Genomic DNA, 18219 nt, shown 5'->3' on the forward strand with positions numbered 1-18219 from the left:
ATTTTTAGATATCCCTCAAACAATTATTCATTATATTGCTCAAAAAAACTTTTAACCGATATCTACTGTGGATTTTGAATAAAGTCTGATTGTTTATAATAAAGATTGATTAAACTTTATTTCAAAGCAACACTAAAAGTGCTCCTAAAGGCGATACTGATTTTATTGCTCTGACAACTTTTCCTTCTAAAAAATCTGATACGCATAAATCATTATTTTGAGCACATAAAAAAAAGACTGTAGCAAACATATAAAGTATGTTTGCTACAGTCTCTATTAATCTTTCAACTAGTTATTATATAATTTTATTTCTGAAGCTGAGGCAAATCCACCGTATCCTGATACCACTTCAAGCTTTACATATTGTGCATCTACTTTACTGAAACTTGCATTCTTCGTAAGTTTATTATTTTCCCATTTTCCAGTAGCAACCTTTATAAAATTAACTCCATCCAAACTTGTGTATATATTATAACTAGTTATGTTACCGTTATTATTGCTATCTTGTCTGGGAGCATAAGTTAATTTCGATATACTAGTAATTTCATTAAGCTTTATCGTAATGTATGGAGCTTTATCACTTCCATCCCATAACGTATGCCACATTGTCGAAGAGTTTCCATCAATTGCATTTGCACCAGCATTACCTTTTGCATCTTGTTGACTTGAGAAACCTGCAACCGATAAACTTGTGCGTGGTATTAATCCTACTACAGCAGTATCAGTAAACTTTAAGTTAACAGCATCACTTGCTGGATTTGAACCAACAGCAAACTTTCTAACGGTTAACGTAACATTTCCTGTTAAATCCGGTAAATTAGGAGAAGCTGGATTATATTTTGTCCAATGTGAACCTTGATCGATGCTGAATTCCATCGTACCGTCTAGACCAAAAATTAAGTTCTCATCATCATTTGAAGAAACATTCACTTTACCAGATTTTCCAATTGGAATTAATAAAGGTTGCGTCGTTCCAATCACTCTTGTTAAAATACCATTCGTTGAATTGATTGCTGATAATTCTTCATTGCTAAGAAGCATATCATTGCTTGTAGCAGCTTTATACGTTTTTCCCCCATCGATACTGTATTCCGTATCCGGTTTAATCCCCATTAATTTCCCTGCATTTACTCCATCAAAACTAAAAGTAGCAAGGTACAGCCCTAAACTTGGCATTTGGGCTTTTATATTATTAGCTACTTGCTTCTCATTAACATTTGTTATTGTGGAGAATGCATTTAATATATTTAAAGTATATTGCTGAAGCTTAGCTCTATCACCTGTATTAAGAACATGGCTTCTAATTTGAGTAAGAAGATCCATCATCGGTCTTGGCTCATTAGCAAAAGCAGAAACTATACTGTTATTTAATTCTTGCCACTCAGCATCTGTTACATTTGGATTTTGTAACATGAGAGAAACGTAATCTTTCCATACTAAAACATTAATTGGTAGAATATTCGTAGCTGTTTTATAAATTGCACTTTTCTTATCTGATGAAGACATCGCTTTCGCTAACCAGCGTAATCGCTCTGATTGATCTAGTTTTACTGAATCACGTTCAGCATTTTCAAATAATAATATGTTCGGTACTTGATTTTTCAAACTATTATCTGTCCAAGGAATAACAGTTACATCATGACGGCCCGATTCTCCCCATCCAGATATATCATTTCCTAAATTCCAAGAAGATGGTTTGTCATTCCATATGAGTGCACAATGTCCAGGCTGTGTAACAGGCATAGCTGCTACACCAAAGGCTTGACTTACTTGCACACCAAACTTTGAAATACCACCGCATACCGCACCATTTCTGTAAATTGAGGAAAGGTTCCAACCTAAACCATAGAATGCATCATTTCCAGCTTGAACGCTAACTCCATCTTTGTTGTTTGTTACATACTGAATCAAATATGCACTTGTTCCTATCTTATCTTGACTTTTCAATTCGGGATGTTCCGTATTAATCATTTTTCTTGCCCAAGTTAAATCTTCTTCTGGTGACCAAGTATTCACTACTAACCTTAAATGCCAAACATCATATGTTCTAAAGCAAGGAAGTAACTCATTATTTTGATCTGCTGATTTATAATGTTGATACCTCGTTAATGGATTAATAGGTGTATTATTTGTCCAATATTTTATAGGTTCAGCATGAGCTAACGATGTAGCTATCGCTAATTTCAAATACAAGCCTTCATGAGAATCTGCATCCGTATTCCATATTGTATTCCATATCTCAAGTGCATTTACTGGATTTTTTCCAGTTGGACTACCTCCTTCAAGAAACGTATTCATTACATCTGTATTTTTCATAACCCAATTAAGAAAATTTTGATGCGCAGCATCTTTTTTAGCGAATGTATTCATTGCTGCAGCACCTGTTTGTGAGATCAATTGCCACTGAGCCAAAGCTGCTGCAAATCCTGGGTCTGCAAGCTTATTCTGTAAACCCGTTCCAGTGATATTTCCAATATTTACATTCAGATACGTTGTGAGATAACTCAAATGACCCTCAAAATTACCATTTGCAATTGCCTGATCTGTCTTTTGGTTCAATGTTTCTAGATTGAATGTTTCTTGATTGGATGGCACCGTTGCAGCTGAAACTTTTGTATACGGAATCGTAGCAACACTCCCTAAAATAATTGGCATAGTTAATAATAAAGATGAAATCTTTTTCAAAATAAGTCCCCCTTGTTTTGTTTTTGACCTTTGACTGCTGCATTATCTTCCTTTATATAAAATAATTCCCCACACCTAAAGGCATGAGGAATTAAACAGCCAACATGAATAAAATTTGGTAGTTTCCTAACCTTTCGGCAACTGGCTGACATAGTGCAATGCACCTTAGTCCCTATAGCTTTGCGCCATTAGCTTTCACTAATTTTGCCTTTATCGAATTTCATTATCGGATGGAATCATAACAAAATTCAAAATATATTTATATATTTTGAAACTTATTAAATCAAATTTCATTTAATAATGTGGTAATCCTTAATTAAGGAAAAAATTCTTCTATAGTTTTTTTACCACTAGTTATTATCGTTACGGTTCATCGTGTTACATCTAAAATGATAAATAAAACTTTCACGAAAAAAAACGACTTGAATCATAATAATTCGTTTTTTTTCCGTAGGATAGAAAGACGAAAGAGTAGAGATGGAAAGTGCACAAACAAGAAAAATATATTAATTCTAAATTTTCGGAAAATTAAATCTAAAGGGGTTTGTGTCCACACTCTCTATAATTAAGACTTTATCACTAGAAATAAAATAAAACAACAAAATTCGCATAAATTCGACATTTTTTTCGTGAATTAAAGACGTACGGAAACGCTTCAAAGAATAACCCACTACATCTGAAAAATTCTCCAATTTCGGCGGGTGTTTTTTCTTATACTTTGTCTTGTAGTTTCCTATATAAAGCTAATCTTGAAACTGCACTAATAATAGTGTTCTTATCTTTTTTTTACTTATATTATGTAGGAATTAGTTGAAGGGAAATTCAGCCTCTAAAAGGATGTTCCGTCTAACTTTTTCAATTTCATGTTTACTATATAGTTTTTATATAACAAGAAAAAAGTAGGGGGAAGAAGCGCAAATAACAATTTCCTAATGAAGAATTGGTAGAAAGATTCCTTGTTTCACAATTTGAAACATACAATCAGCGTTTCACAACTCGTTGTCACTTAGGTTTCGATCAAGCTCAATCAGAACTAACAGCTATGTTTGAAGATAAAAAATAAAGAACCCTCTCCTCTGCAAGAAAAGAAATTCTTTATTTACACAAAAATATTGACGGTACCTGAAGTAGTACATCTCTATAAAAAAACATACAATCTTACCAACAAATACAAGGTTGTATGTTTTTATATTATTTACATGTATTCAGGTGCAATCCGGTCCTATTTGCGGTTGTCCTATTTGTGGTTCTCCTATTTGTACAATCTATTTATTTTGTGCAATCTTAGCACCTTCATATAATTTATCTGTATAATTTTTAAGGTCCTGCCAATTATCCTTCGCTGTATTCAGATCTGCTCTTATAATCTCATCAAACAAGTCTAGACTAATGCTGTCAACACTGGCAATCAATGATTTATATTTTTTCTCCACTGTCCCCCACTGAGTCTTTATATTTTCAAGAGCAGTAACAGCTGTACCAACTGTTGCAGCCATATGTTCCGTTTTATTTTTGGCATCAGTCAAAATAACTACTTCTGCCTCTGCTCCAGAAATTCTGGACTTTAATTGTTCTATTTCTTGTTGTGCAGATGCGATATTCTTGTCAGCAGTGACAATCAATGGTATACCAATCGGAGGCATAAATACAGATAAAGCTATATAGCCACCACGTTTATCATAGTTTTCTTTAATTGTATTATTACAATTCTCAATTCGTTGTTGTAGAAGCGGAATACCAGCGTTCGTACTTTCTAGAATATTCTCCAATTGATTGAAATCTTCTTTGAAATTTCTTGTATTTTCTGCTATTTCACCTTGAAAATTTTTCAATTTTTCTAACAGTACATCTAATTTTTGACTATTGTACAAAATACTATTGTACAAATTTTCTAGTTCATATTTTAATTTCTCTGTATCTTTTTGCTCTATAGCAGTTAGTAAAAGCTTATAACTTGCTTGAAACGTATCATTATAACTTACAATATTCTGATGCGTGTACATAATACGAGTTTTAAAATACATGAACCAAAAGTCGGCATTCTCTATTGCATCCCGTTGATGCTTAATCATGTTTGCTTGTAAATCACCATTTATAGAACTTATTTTACTTAAATCTGTCAGCTGTTGATTACTGATTGTATTGGCATATGAATCCATTGTAAGGATATTTGCCACCATTTTTCCCATTACTTCTTTAAATTCACCAGGACCAAGGGAATAGTTCTTCAAACTTTCTTGCTGTTGGGACACAGTTTGTTCTGCTGCCAAAGTATGAAGTGGAATTACATTACTCGCTGCCATTCCCGTAATGATTGTTGACAAAATAATTTTCTTATATAAATTCTTATTCATCTTTTTCACCTACTCTTTCACATGCATCACATATTTTATTAAATTCATAAGCTTCTATTCTTTACTTCAAATGAATTATGATTATTGCAAATAAAACAACATATTAAGATAGAGATTCTCGTACTTTCTTATTCTATAATCTTTATTAAGTTTCATAACTATATAGGAAGTCTCCTGCTCAAACTTGAACAGGAGACTCACATTATGTGTTCTTCAAAAGAGAAACTCAGTATATTATATTTTTCATTACTTCGGCAATTTCTTGATGTAATATTATTTGTTCAAGAATGAAATCTCACTACTTTGAATATTTTCAGCATACTTTCTAATCTGCTCCCAATGATCCTTCGCTGTATCCAGATCTGCTGTTATATCCATAGCAAGGAATTCTGGGTCAACAGCTTTAGCACTCTTAATCAATGAGTCATATTTTGTTCCCATTCCATCCCACGCAGTCTTTATATTTTCAAGAGAAACAATAGCTTTATCAATTGTATCTGTTAAATTTTTAATATCACTTTGCACTATCGTTAATCTAGCTGACTGTAGTTTCGCCATTGAAATATCTTGTGTTAGCTTTATAATTTGGTCTTGTGCCTTGATTATCTGCTGCTGCGATGAAACTACTCCGTATATCCCACCTCCTAATATAGGTGCACCAATGGGCGCAAAAGGTGAAAGAACTAAATATGCACCAGCAGCAGTTGCAACCGACGATGCAATATAAATTTTGTTATTCTCATCGATTACTGCTTTATTTGTTTCGATTTGTTGCTGAAACAGTGGAATTCCGGCTTCTTCACCAGTTAAAATATTTACAATCTTTTCAGCATTCCCTTTTAAATTTTGTGTATCTTTTTCTAATTTGCCGCGAAAGCTTTTCAAATCATCCACTAATTTGGTCACTTGATCTTTATTCTGTGAAATTTCATCATTCAACTTTGTAAGCAAAGCTGTTAGTTTGACTGGATCATTTTTATATTGTAATAAATAACGAGAGTAATTTTGGAATTTTGTATCATAACTGATAATATTTTGATTCGTCGTAATTATTCCTGACTTCAAATTATTTAACCAGTATGTTGCATTTTCTCTAGTAAGATTTTGGTTGGCTTTAATGTCTGTTTTTAAATTATCGCCAACTGAAGATAAACCATCCAAATTAATATCTGCTTGTTTAAGTATAGTTAAAGCATACAGGTCCATTACCAACATATTGGATTTAGTATCCTTCATCGCATGATCAAGCCCTGTTGGTCCAAGGTAATAACTAGGGTATTTTAGGTCTTGATTTGCATAAATAGGTGCTGGTTCCTCTGCCGAGGCATATGATGGCATAATGCCACCCGCTACGATTGTTGCTATTAATGTAGATAAAGCCATTACTTTATAAGGTTTTTTCATCACATTTTTCTCTCCTTACATTATTAAGAATTATTGTTCTGAATTCTACAAATTTCATCCTGTTACTTTTATTTTTGTAACACTCTCTTGATATTCCGTTGTTTGTTTTTTCAATTCATCCGTAAACTGTTTAAGCTCTTTTAATCGTGCTTGTAATGAATTAGAATCTATTTTCACATCAGTATTAAGACTTGTCCCCGTTTCAATCATTATGTTATTAAAGGTGTCCCAACTACTTACTAGATTGTCAAAACTCTGAGTTTGCTTTTTAACTGTTCTTGTAAAGTTATTTAATTGCTGCTCAATAAGTGTCATTTGAGTTGCTTGCACTTCAATATTCGATAAATTTTGTACCAATTGAATTAGTTTCTGTTGCTTTTGAGCAATAGCTTTATTCAGTTCTGTTACTTTATCATTTTTGAGTTGTCCATATTGGTTATAAATCGCTTCCAAATTAGACACGTCTACAGTTTTATCCTTAACTCCGTCTTTCAAAATATTAATAACCGACTTTGTAATATTTAAAGAACCGTCTAGATTTTCTTTTGGTAGAGCTAGAAGTTTTTCAAAATCTTCTTGAATGCCTGCATTAAGTTGTCCCATTTCCGTTCTTAATTTTTCAATGTCTCCGTCTGAACCCTTATAAGATTCAAACGCTCTGCTAACTTTACTAGAAAAATTATTACTATCTTCAGCCAATTCGTTTTTAGAATTGTTTAAGTCTTCTGAAGTTATTTTCATATTATACTGAATTTTTTGCACGTCACCTTGAAGTAAGTTAAAAATACGTACAAATAATGCTTTTGCTTCCGGATCTTCATTCATTTTTCCAGCTAGTTCAACTAATTTATTGTAATAATTTGTAAACCTTATTCCGAAACTCTGTATGTCTTGATTTACAACGGATAATTTGTGGTTATTTACATCCAGGCAGTCTCGAACATGGTTTCTTACAGTACCTTGATCAGTTGTTATTCCATATATAGTACTTACATCAAGATCTGGTTGCTGTAATATGATTAGCCCATATCCTTGAATCAATGGCGTCTGTGATCCTAATTTCGTAATCGAATTTGATAACCTATCCATAGCGGGTCCAAGTATACTACTTGGTTGTAAATAAGTTGTTTTACTTTCTGCAAAAGTATTTACAGGTGAGAAGCAACTTGTAGATACTGCAGTAATTAATAACCCTGCGACTAACGTTTTTTTCATGGTAATCCCTCCCATTAATTGGTGTTTGTTGATAAAATAGTTAGACTAAATTTTAAAGGTTTCATTTTTATTTATATGAAATCTAGCCTTGCAACTATTTATGCTTTGATTAGCTCTCAAATCAATAGTATGATATTCATTTGAGAGCTGGACCTGCTTCACTTGCAGGAAGTCCAGATAGATTTAGTCGTTGCTCCTATCATTAATCCTGCCATGACTTTTTTGATAGCAATTTCATAAGATCCTACAAGATTACAAAAAATGAAATTATACTTGTACATTGCTTATACTTTTACCTCGGAATAAAATAAAATCATTTTTGCTATGTAGAGACTTAGAATGCTATTTCTTATAAATGTGATACTTTTGTGGTTCTAAATTGTTTCTAAGTTTAATTAACTGAGTAATGAGAAAATTAATTCGACATAATGTTACTTGCAACTTCACTGCACTTTTTATTCGTATAATCTTCTCCTTTCTTAGTGGTCGTACCAATTACACCTTTATTAAAACATTAAACTTTTAATGCGTAAATAGTAGAATTTTGTCGAATAAATCCGAAAATTATACTATTAAGCATTAGTTCCACTGGCAATATTATCCTGATAAAATTACTATTTAATCTTATTTATATTCAATCTTATTCAATTAATTGTAATTATTATAAGTTAATATATATATTAAAAAGATAGTTAATTTAGCTTAAAAGAAAAAATGCAATGTGATTTAATTATATTAAAATAATTCAATCACATCCTGCATACTCATTACCTTTATTTGTATATGTAAAATTGCATGCTCTTTGGTGATTTGCTCCAGAAGTCTTTCATCAAATTACAAAAACCTAGGATATTCCCAATTATATAGGGGTAACGCCACATCATCATCAAGCTAAAGCGAATTTGTATTCACAAAATGAAAAAAACGCTATTCTTTTTGTAGAAATACACAGAAAGGATAGCGTTTTTGTATGAATCTATCGATTCAGGATAAGTTTCATTTATTCACTGAAGAACTACAGCAATATCTATCTCCACATATTCTTTAACAACTTGCACAAGATACAGGTTTTGTAAAACTGGGTACCGTCAGCATTTTGGAAAAAACCCACGCTAAGCAAAAAATACAATAAGCTGCCCATATGGACAGCTCATTTACATAATTATCGTTATTAGAAGTTAATTAAGATTCTAACCTTTTCTTTCTTGTATGTAATTCAGTAATATATCTCGCTCTTTTTCAAATAGCATTTTAAGTTTATTAATCTCAGATATTGGCTTCCAGCAAATATCTTGAATCAACTCATCTGGATCCTGAATTTTCTTTTCTCCACCAACTAGTTCAACTTCAAAATATTCAACATGAACATCTACGCCATATGTAATTCCATCTCGTTCATGTATTTTTTGAACAATTTGCACTTGGTAGCCCGTTTCTTCCCAAACTTCACGAATGCAACACTCTTCAAATGTTTCCTTTTCCTCTACTCCACCTGAAGGAACAGACCAAAGTTCAGGCTCTTTTGGTTTCTCCTGTGCTACCATTAGTATTTCATCTCTTGAGTTTATACAAATTGCTGCTGACCCTTTCCATATAGACATGTTCAAATCCCCTTTAATATAATAAATTAACTAAATTTTACCACAATTAAATGACGTATATTGTAGCCTTGGAATAAAGTTTGATTAAATTAACTTAATGAACCTTGATAAAAGAGCAAATAGAAAAAGCGTGTTTTGAAAAAAGATTGATCAAAACACGCTTTTTCTATATTCAATTGAATCATCCTTTTATAAAAAAGTTTGATAATTTTTGGGATCCTTGCTCAATTAAAGCGCCCGATTGCGGAATAATGGAAAATGCAAAAACACAGCAAAAATGACTCCTTAGTTATTTTGCTAAAGCTATCCCGTTAATTCAACAAAAAAGGGGTATAGTCCCCTCTTATTAACTTAATATGTACACCAAAATACCTTTTCAGCTATTGGTTCACTGGCCGATACCTTTATGAAATTTAACAAAATATCCGTTTCGCTTGTTCCTACATATTCATCTTCATCTACATTATAATATTGAACCACTTCAACTTTATATAAGCCATTTTCTATTTCAATCTTATATTTGGAACAATTTCGATCAGGTACTTTGTTATTTTGAAACTGAGCAGCCATTGTAAGGCAGTCATAATCCACTAAATATAGTTGATTTTCCGTTACTTCTATATACCCTACTGCTTTCCTAAAGCATTTATGAGTTATTTCTTCCGTACCTTTTCTAACCTCTACTCTCCAGGAATATTCAATTCCTTCCTCAGTCATTTGAAAAACTAAAATATGCCCTTGCTTCATCTCGTCTCCAAAATGTTGCAAGAGATTATCTAATTCCCAATCTTCATCTACGAATGATTCGTATTTATTAGTGTTCGCTACTCCAATAAAATTCGTATCACCAAAGTCCATACAAAACCTCATTTTTCTCTTCCCCTTTGCTCGGTGTTTTTTGGACATTGTATCATTTTACTTGGGATAAAACACCAGTTAATTTAAGTTAAAGCTTTCTCAATAGCTTCATCTATAATAATTTCCTTCAAATATGTTATTCGAGAAAATGGCCCTTTAGTGGAGTAACTTTATTGCTACTCAACAGTTCCTTAATCCGCCTTTCAGTTCAGATCTTCTTTTCACTATAAAAACATCCCTTTAGATAAACAGATCCAAAGGGACAAAACATCGCAATTTTTTTATAAACACTGTAACTTTATTTAAAAATAACACCAAACAGTTCTACTTTTCAATTGATAAGTATTTAAATTTAAATACTGGTCTAGGTACATATTTCGCAATAAATCTATCCGAAATAAAAATAATATCTCCATTTCACATAAAATAGTATCCAAAACAGACGAGACCGAATCCATTAAGCGGATTAATTAGGCACAAAATTAAATGTAGACTATTGATTATGTAGTTTATTTTTTATTAAACATTATGGTAAGTGAAATTTTATATTCCCCTTGTTAAAAACGCCCCCATAGATCTTACACCTATGAGAGCTACCTAAGGGTCTTTTGACTTTCGACTTGATTCTATTGTAACAAGCTTTCACCAAATAGCAAAAACATAAAGATCCAAAACCAAATAACCAAACGAAATGCACTCTTGAAGCCTCCCCACAGGGAAAATGTTTCCTCTTGCATTATTATCCCCCTTTCCTACTTGTCTTTTGGTTCTCCAAACCATTCATACATTGCCTGTCGGCTTATAATCCATTCCTTACGCTTCCCTTCAGGATGCAAAAAATACTTCACTAAACCTTCTTGTAACATGCGCTCTAAATCATTTATTTGCTTCTCGTTCATTAGAGAGGGGCTATATTTATTCTTAATTGTCTCACGAGGAATCCCCCAATAAAATGCTGCTTCAGATGGTGTCATGTATTTATCAATTTCTTTCATGGGAATTCTCCTTTGTTTGTGCTTTTCCTTTTATGTTACAATAAATAAAGAAGGCAATGGACTAGATTTCCTTCTACTTCAGTCACTCATTAACTAAGCCCTTTGTTTGCTGTTAAGCAAATGAAGGTTTTTTATTTTGCTTGTTTATATTTACTATCTATGACAGCCAAACGGATCAACTTCAGCTTAATATCCTTACTAAGAGAAAGCCATTCAGATGTACCAATTTTCATATCCTTTTTCTCCCCATTCCCTTTTTATACTTCAAGAAAATTAACCCCTTAAAACATTTGTATTTTACACTAATTTAACAACTAGGGAATCCTCATCATATTCGTGAATGTGTAAATCATAGCGCATTTCTGTTGCATCCAGTACTTTACAAAACCTCTGATAGTAAGCCGGATTACTTACTTCCATACCAATTTCTCCATTCCTGAACAGATACTCTAAATCATCAATGATTTCTTTTACTGTATTCTCCAATGTTCTCACTCCTTATCTTTATAAAATAACCCTATAAGGTTATTTTATAACAAAACGACCAACCTTACAAGGTTATTTGTTTGTTTTACAGATATTTTATAAAAAATTCTTAATAACATCCTTAACTCACTTTAAACCGCTTATTTTCACTTACAACACATCCTTTGTTATTTAGGTCTTATGTCATTCACTTTTAAATAAACATTGATTATATCGAAATCTGAGAAGCTGTTTTTTGATGAGAGTATGATTTTTTTAAAGTTAATTCCTAAAAATAACAAAAGAGCTGTGTAGAGATAATAAAGTTATTTAATTCTTCTTTCAAAAACACAAAGGAGATACTACATTTTAAGTAGTATCTCCTTTTAAAGTTCTTTAAAAATATTCATTTCAGCATAATTGTAGACATTAAAACAGAAAATAAAGTTGTTTAATTCTTTATTGAACTAAAGCGCCCTTTAGTTCAATAAAGAATAGTATTTGTTACATATAATTTAAAAGTTGTGAATTAACGAAATGCCGTATTATTCTTGCAATTTTCATCTAATTAACACTACACCACTGCATTTAATAACTTGTAATCATTATCAAAATAGGCATGTATCATGTGTCCACCAAATAAATCTCCATCATGATATTCACAGTATATATCATTTGCTCTAATTTCGATGTCATAGAGAGTAATTGCTTTTTCAAATTTTTCTTTAGTTACATCATATTCTCCTGCATCTACAGCATCCCAATTTAAATGTTCATCATTCTCATCATACTCAGGCCAAAAATCATTTTTGTAATCAATCAATTTCTCTGCTATGGCTACTTTAGCCTTTTTATCAAATTCTTCTACGCATAAAAAAAGCTTCTCTGCTCTTTTAATCATCTCATTAACATCTACATATTCATTTCTAATATCCAATTGCCAATGTATTTTCCCCTTATTTTGCTGATATGCTTTACAAGCCTCATTAAAGGTAAACGCTCCAATTAATTCACTTTTTATTGATTTTTCCATCTCCTAATTTCCTTTCTATTAATATAATCCTCCATCGATTACATCGAACTCATCTAAAATTTAACATAGATATCCAATTTTCTTAAAAGGTATTGCTCAACCAAATAGCCCTTTAATCGAATAACATGACTGCTGTTTTTTACAACTTTATTATGTTTTAAACGACTTTATTGTAAATCAAACAACTTTATTGTATAGGTTTCGAATAAAGTTTGATCAAATTAATGCTATTAACCGTGATAAAAGCCTGAAAGCAAAGAGCATGTTTTGAAAAAAGATTAATCAAAACATGCTCTTATAGTATTTAATCAGATTATTCTTTTATAAAAAAGATTGATTTTTTTTGTAATCCTTCAATATTTCGGATATCAGGAATAATTGCATGAACTTCAACAACTTTAACTAAAAAACATTCCATTCTATAAAAAGTTTGTTTGAAGCTTTCTTAGAATTCTTTAATTGAAAGAGGCGAAGTATCGCAACTTTATCCAAAGCAACAAAAGCGGAAAATAAAACCTAGAAACATAGCGCTAAAAACTATCATCAGTTTTGGTTTTAAGATTTCCGTTTAAAAAACAAGAGGATTATTTACTTTTCAACCACTTGGCTCTAACCAATTCTCTATCGTTTAATAAATTTTTCTTAGCTAGTTCAAAACACACTAACCAAAAATCTTTTTGCCACTTTGCACAATCTTCCTCGTAATCCATAAGCATCTGAAGCATACAATATGAATCAGAAGGCTGAATATGAATCATATCATTTTTAAAAAATAAAGCTGTAAGACCATGTTCAATAGATAGCAAGCAACCTTTATTAAATGAAATTGTATAATAAGCATAGTTGTCCTTCGTATAATCAGGTAAAATTTCAAATGTAGGAGTTCCTATAAAAGGATGGATTTCTTCCATACTATTAAAAGTAATAGGACTAAAGGAGTCGTCATTTTCATTATATATCTCGTATCTCATTAAGTCTTTAAATTGCAATTCAAATAGACTCTTTAGTATATTTTCATAAACAATATCAAAGTGTTCCTTTAAATAACATAGCGTATTATAAGCTTCTTTTGTTAAAGGTAGATTACTCTCTAAATACCCCTTTATCTCAATTTTTTTTTGTTCAAAAAACGTAACAGAACCATTTACGTTTATAGAGCCATCCCAACAATCGTATTTTTCAGAAAAGTTAAAATCATCCACTCTATATAACACCGTTCACACCCACCTAATTAAATTTTGTTATTCATAATTAACGCCCTCTTATTATGTCACAACTGAAGCATAGCAAATGGCGTAGTATAATTGTAATTAATCTACAAAATGAAAAGCAATTTTTAGTCTTGAAAAATAGCTATAATCCTTATAAAACCCATCAAAAATAAATCCCCCCCTTTAAATACTAAATCCAAAGGGTAAAACGGTGCAATTTTTTTATAAACAGTTAATCTTCTTTCAAAATGGTTAAACTTTGTTATAAACGATTAAACTTTATTTCAAATCCACATATTGTCACTTAACAAGAGCTGGATTTTCATCACAGCTCATTTATTTATTGGTTCCATATGTGTACATGTCGGATATTGAGAACAGCCAAAAAACTTATTTCCTGTTTTATTTGAATTTCGAACGACTAAATGATTCTTACATGCTGGACATTTCCGTTCTGCCGGTGTCACCCCTTGATACACATCTTCAGCCGAATATTCGGGATTAATTTTATTAATCAATTTCTGAAGTTCTATACGATCTATTAGTTTTACATGGCATGCCTCTGCTAATTCTTTCGCTTGCCTTGTATACACGCTGTTCGTTACAACCCAGCCCTCATGTGCTTTGTAATAGGCTTGTGCTGCATATATCTCTTGTACGGCACTGATGCCGACTCTATTTTTCATCCCGTAGCGTTTCGCCTGAATTACAATACGATTTTTCCCTTTTAATACCAGATCTGCTCCGAAATCATTTGACTGCTTTGTGACTGTTGGAGAATAACCCAACTCTCGAAAGAGAGCCTTCAGATACACTTCGAATTGATGTCCGTCCATTTTATCTATATAGCGAATACCAGACCTCGCCATTCGCTTCAGCATTCTACGCTCCTGGATCTTCCGGTACATAAATTTTAAAATACGAAAAAGAACATAAAGGATAAAACCATAAATCAAAATCTGTAATATGTTTGGCATTCCTGGTAGATTAGACACTTCTCTCCACCTCTTTAATTGGTTTCATTTTCTTTGGTTGAGCTGTTTCTTTTACCTGTTGCTCACTCACTTGTTTCTTCCGGACATCGTTCCAATCTTTTTCATTCGTTGGAATATCCTCTTTAAGATCTACAAAGCATTTCATCGTCTGAATAAAGTCTTTCCCGGCTTTATCGTTATCAACTGCCATAATGACCTCTTTAATATCGTGCCCTTCTTTTTTCGCATCCATTAAAGATTGAATCACTGTTTTTGACTTCAATCCATGCATAGAAACCAGGCGAGCATTTTGTATCTTATTTTGCTTGATACTCCAGTGAGATAACATATCAATCGGATCTTCATAAAAATAGATTTTATCCGGCTTACCCACATCAACTGTAAAACCCGCATTGATTTTTTCATAATTCGGGACAATTTGTTTAAAGCTGCCCCTTTTATTCTCCATTTTGACTGTACCTTGACGATTCATTCCAATTACTTGCCCTTTGCCGCCTTCTTCCCTCCATTTGAACACCACATTATTTTTCTTATCCTGGGCGATGAGATCCTTTTTAATCAACCAGTTCACCAAGCGAGGATCTATTTTCCGTTCATCAATTAAGTATCGCTTGATCTCTGTTTGTTTCGGCACCTCTAAGTGTTTTGGATAGATAAATGGCTGCTGCCCTTTTTTGCGTTCCTCCTCAGCTTTTGAACGATCAAATTCTTTGTAGTCCCCCTTCTGAATGTCCATCACGGCTTGAGGGAATGTCATGTCATAGTACATTATGGCAAAGCTAATCGCTCCATATCCTTTTTCCCCTCGACTATTCCAGGCGTATTGATTCCCTTTAATGATGAGACTGTCATGTTCCGTATGACGATAATAGTTTCCTTCTTTCTTAAACGTTTCTCCTTTTGCTTCCAGATATGAAATCAAGTCAATATTTCTTGCTTTCATCGCATCCTCCGTACTGACATGTGCCATTACGGAATCCCCCTTTACTCTATAAGATGAAATAAAAAAGAGGACTATTCCGTTTCCTAGTCCTCTTTTGCTACTTATAGTTGATACATTTCATTTTTATTTGCCGAATAAGAATTTTAATCGCTTCTCCTGTACGCTGTATGATAAACGAGCATCAAATTTCTTCCCGTTTTTGTTTGAGATAAACCCTTTAATCTGATCCGTCACATTCTTTTCTAATAGCTTTTTCACATGGTTACTACTTAGATTTTTACCAGAGAATGTACCAAAAGTGATGAAGTCACAGCCCTTTTTGTATCGCTCACATAAGTAATTACTTTTTCCTACAAGAACTCTACTTTTGCATAGTGGGCATTTGCCAATTGTACGATCTTCAGTTGTTGGAAAACGGAATTTCAGACTTCCGTCCGCTTCCATATAGATAGCTGCTGTAAATTCTCCCTTTTCTCCTTGAAAACCGCTGATAAAATCCGTTGTTTTATACTGAATTAACTTTTTCATCTGATTACCAGGGATTGCTTTCCTTTTCATCTTGGCTGGTAACATAAAATCACATCCATTTTTATGCTCCGTGCATCCATAAAATGTTTTACGATGAAGCATATCCCCTTTTTTACATTTTGGACATTTACCAAATGACAGCTCCTCTTGTGTTGGGAACTGAAATTTAACGTTTCCTTCATGTAACACTAGATAAGCGGAAAACTCCTTCTCATTGGACTTAAATCCATTTGAAAGATCTGTTTTCTCATCCTCAAACAGCTTTTTCGCTTGCACCTCCGGAATCGCTTTTTCTTTGATTTTCTTTGGTAGGGAAATTCCACATTCTGGATAATTACTGCACCCATAGAAATTACCTTTGCCCTTTAACTTTAATATAGGTTTCATCGACTCTCCATGAATCATTTGTTGATTTTAGATGATGTTGTACTTTCTCTTCTAATTGAGGCCCATATTGATAAACCCAGCGCATAATCGTTGTGTGAGCAATGGATAATCCCCTTCCATCATTTCCACCAGATTACGGAAGCTCAAATTGTATCGTAGATACCACCTTACTATTAATAAGATTAGTTCAGGCTGATAATGTTTCCACTTGAATAGGTTTTGCTTTTCCATACTGTTCATGCCCTTTTTTTGAGTACTAGTATCAGTATGTCTAAGTATCAGAGATTAGTTACATAAATCTTATAGTTTTGCACCAGAACCACTTCGTCTATGCAAAAATATATTCACCGTAAATTTTATCTATTTTTGATACTCTACAACATATATGACGAAATACATATGACGAACCCTTTTTTTATCATTAGAGTTCGTCATATGTCCTCTTATCTATGTCGAAGTATATATGACGAACTCTAATAGCAAATTTTCACTTGATATCATTGGATTTTATTACTCACGCCTGACGAAGTAGTATGTGCTTTTAAATTAAGAGTCCATAGGGGATAATGGGTTGCTTTTTTGCAAATTCCAGTTAAAATATACTTTAATCATTTTCATGTTCTGAACTGCCTAATTTATCCAACATTTATTGCTTTTATTTCATGACTATTGCACTCGATTTTATGCAAGTTTCCGTATATTATTTCCATATCAAAGGCGTGTTTGAAATTGAAAAAATCATTTGATTATGGCGTTAAATAGGTTCTGGTGCAAAAATAGAATAAAAGATAATAAAGTGCATAGATTCCTAACGGAATCGTATCTTATGCTGCAAGTCCAAACAATTGATGGATGAACTCTTTCTGATTTTGGACAGACTGGTCCCGTAAATCAACCTGTTCTTTTTTCATCATATGCATGGCCTCTACTCCAGAAAGAATGGATGTAGCTGTGTCAAAACATTTGAACCCTAGCATAGAACGAATTCGCTTCTTTATAAAGCGATGATCTTGTTCTACTATGTTATTCAAGTACTTTTGTTGTCTAAGTCGCATACCACCAGCTATACTTTTTTCTTTTTTCAACTGTTCAATTGCTATAGGATAAGCTGGATTATTATCGACTGTTATAATACGAGGTTTTGAAACATGAAAAGACTGCAAGGCCTTCTTGAAAAAGCGCTTTGCAGCCTTCTGATCTCTTGTTTTGCTTAGGTAAAAATCGATTGTATTTCCTTTCGAATCAACAGTACGATACAGGTACATCCATTGACCTTTTACTTTGATATATGTTTCATCGACTCTCCAGGAGTCATTTGTTTGTTTAAGATGACGTCAATTCAGGACCGTACTGATGAACCCAACGCATAATTGTTGTATGAGAAATGGATAAGCCCCTTTCCTCCATCATTTCCACTAAATCACGAAAACTGAGGTTGTACCGTAGGTACCATCTTATCGTTAATAAAATAATATCAGGCTGATAATACTTCCATTTGAATACATTTTCCTTTTCCATACCAATCACGCACCTTCTTTAGATTAG

General features: G+C 32.7%; 12 protein-coding genes, 4 pseudogenes and 1 riboswitch. Of the genes and pseudogenes, 1 reads left to right on the plus strand and 15 read right to left on the minus strand.

Going from position 1 to position 18219, the window contains the following annotated elements; genetic code table 11:
- Nucleotides 1-288: 288 nt before the first annotated feature.
- Nucleotides 289-2685 carry a discoidin domain-containing protein gene (locus EXW56_RS27355; RefSeq protein WP_215558667.1) on the minus strand — a complete coding sequence of 799 codons (2397 nt, stop codon included), beginning with the start codon at nucleotides 2683-2685 and terminating at the stop codon, nucleotides 289-291.
- A gap of 133 nt (nucleotides 2686-2818) precedes the next feature.
- A riboswitch (cyclic di-GMP riboswitch) is annotated at nucleotides 2819-2904 on the minus strand.
- A 703-nt stretch (nucleotides 2905-3607) separates the two neighbouring features.
- On the opposite strand from EXW56_RS27355, the pseudogene EXW56_RS27360 reads away from it, so the two are divergent.
- Nucleotides 3608-3748 (plus strand): annotated as a pseudogene (locus EXW56_RS27360) (IS256 family transposase); the annotation flags it as partial.
- Between the two features lie 202 nt (nucleotides 3749-3950).
- On the opposite strand, the gene nheC reads toward EXW56_RS27360, so the two are convergent.
- From nheC to EXW56_RS27430, 14 genes and pseudogenes are all read right to left on the minus strand, one after another.
- Entirely contained in the window at nucleotides 3951-5039 is a 1089-nt protein-coding gene (gene nheC / locus EXW56_RS27365) for a non-hemolytic enterotoxin subunit C (protein WP_215558668.1), read from the minus strand.
- Nucleotides 5040-5312: 273 nt separating this feature from the next.
- Entirely contained in the window at nucleotides 5313-6443 is a 1131-nt protein-coding gene (nheB, locus tag EXW56_RS27370; protein ID WP_215558742.1) for a non-hemolytic enterotoxin subunit B, read from the minus strand.
- Nucleotides 6444-6497: 54 nt separating this feature from the next.
- The gene (nheA, locus tag EXW56_RS27375) at nucleotides 6498-7658 is read right to left on the minus strand and encodes a non-hemolytic enterotoxin subunit A (protein WP_215558669.1); all 1161 of its coding nucleotides are present in this window, start codon (nucleotides 7656-7658) and stop codon (nucleotides 6498-6500) included.
- Between the two features lie 1190 nt (nucleotides 7659-8848).
- Complete coding sequence (locus EXW56_RS27380) at nucleotides 8849-9259, minus strand: NUDIX hydrolase (RefSeq protein ID WP_215558670.1); 411 nt, start codon at nucleotides 9257-9259, stop codon at nucleotides 8849-8851.
- 351 nt (nucleotides 9260-9610) lie between these two features.
- Nucleotides 9611-10117: a hypothetical protein gene (locus EXW56_RS27385; RefSeq protein WP_016128098.1), complete on the minus strand. Its 507-nt coding sequence runs from the start codon at nucleotides 10115-10117 to the stop codon at nucleotides 9611-9613.
- A 752-nt stretch (nucleotides 10118-10869) separates the two neighbouring features.
- Nucleotides 10870-11112: a helix-turn-helix domain-containing protein gene (locus EXW56_RS27390; RefSeq protein WP_002139963.1), complete on the minus strand. Its 243-nt coding sequence runs from the start codon at nucleotides 11110-11112 to the stop codon at nucleotides 10870-10872.
- Nucleotides 11113-11409: 297 nt separating this feature from the next.
- Entirely contained in the window at nucleotides 11410-11598 is a 189-nt protein-coding gene (locus EXW56_RS27395; RefSeq protein WP_000432338.1) for a hypothetical protein, read from the minus strand.
- Between the two features lie 553 nt (nucleotides 11599-12151).
- The gene (locus EXW56_RS27400) at nucleotides 12152-12610 is read right to left on the minus strand and encodes a DUF2262 domain-containing protein (RefSeq protein ID WP_215558671.1); all 459 of its coding nucleotides are present in this window, start codon (nucleotides 12608-12610) and stop codon (nucleotides 12152-12154) included.
- Nucleotides 12611-13194: 584 nt separating this feature from the next.
- The gene (locus EXW56_RS27405) at nucleotides 13195-13824 is read right to left on the minus strand and encodes a DUF6985 domain-containing protein (RefSeq protein WP_215558672.1); all 630 of its coding nucleotides are present in this window, start codon (nucleotides 13822-13824) and stop codon (nucleotides 13195-13197) included.
- A gap of 329 nt (nucleotides 13825-14153) precedes the next feature.
- A complete protein-coding gene (locus EXW56_RS27410) occupies nucleotides 14154-14816 on the minus strand; it encodes a restriction endonuclease (protein ID WP_215558673.1) in 663 nt (220 codons plus the stop codon).
- A complete protein-coding gene (locus tag EXW56_RS27415; protein ID WP_215558674.1) occupies nucleotides 14809-15786 on the minus strand; it encodes a DUF3991 and TOPRIM domain-containing protein in 978 nt (325 codons plus the stop codon). Before EXW56_RS27415 ends, EXW56_RS27410 begins: the two co-directional genes overlap by 8 nt.
- A 96-nt stretch (nucleotides 15787-15882) precedes the next feature.
- Nucleotides 15883-16659 (minus strand): annotated as a pseudogene (locus EXW56_RS27420) (topoisomerase C-terminal repeat-containing protein); the annotation flags it as partial.
- Nucleotides 16646-16905: pseudogene (locus EXW56_RS27425) on the minus strand (IS6 family transposase); the annotation flags it as partial. The pseudogenes EXW56_RS27420 and EXW56_RS27425, both read right to left, overlap by 14 nt.
- Before the next feature lie 593 nt (nucleotides 16906-17498).
- Nucleotides 17499-18192, minus strand: a pseudogene (locus EXW56_RS27430) (IS6 family transposase).
- Nucleotides 18193-18219 lie beyond the last annotated feature (27 nt).

The organism is Bacillus mycoides, assembly GCF_018742245.1.
GTDB classification, from domain to species: Bacteria; Bacillota; Bacilli; order Bacillales; family Bacillaceae_G; genus Bacillus_A; species Bacillus_A cereus_U.

Coding starts and splice junctions, on each gene's coding strand:
- nheC (WP_215558668.1), bottom strand. CDS start 5,039: ATGAATAAGAATTTATATAAGAAAATTATTTTGTCAACAATCATTACG.
- EXW56_RS27390 (WP_002139963.1), bottom strand. CDS start 11,112: ATGAAAGAAATTGATAAATACATGACACCATCTGAAGCAGCATTTTAT.
- EXW56_RS27385 (WP_016128098.1), bottom strand. CDS start 10,117: ATGGACTTTGGTGATACGAATTTTATTGGAGTAGCGAACACTAATAAA.
- EXW56_RS27380 (WP_215558670.1), bottom strand. CDS start 9,259: ATGTCTATATGGAAAGGGTCAGCAGCAATTTGTATAAACTCAAGAGAT.
- nheA (WP_215558669.1), bottom strand. CDS start 7,658: ATGAAAAAAACGTTAGTCGCAGGGTTATTAATTACTGCAGTATCTACA.
- nheB (WP_215558742.1), bottom strand. CDS start 6,443: ATGAAAAAACCTTATAAAGTAATGGCTTTATCTACATTAATAGCAACA.
- EXW56_RS27415 (WP_215558674.1), bottom strand. CDS start 15,786: ATGGCACATGTCAGTACGGAGGATGCGATGAAAGCAAGAAATATTGAC.
- EXW56_RS27400 (WP_215558671.1), bottom strand. CDS start 12,610: ATGGAAAAATCAATAAAAAGTGAATTAATTGGAGCGTTTACCTTTAAT.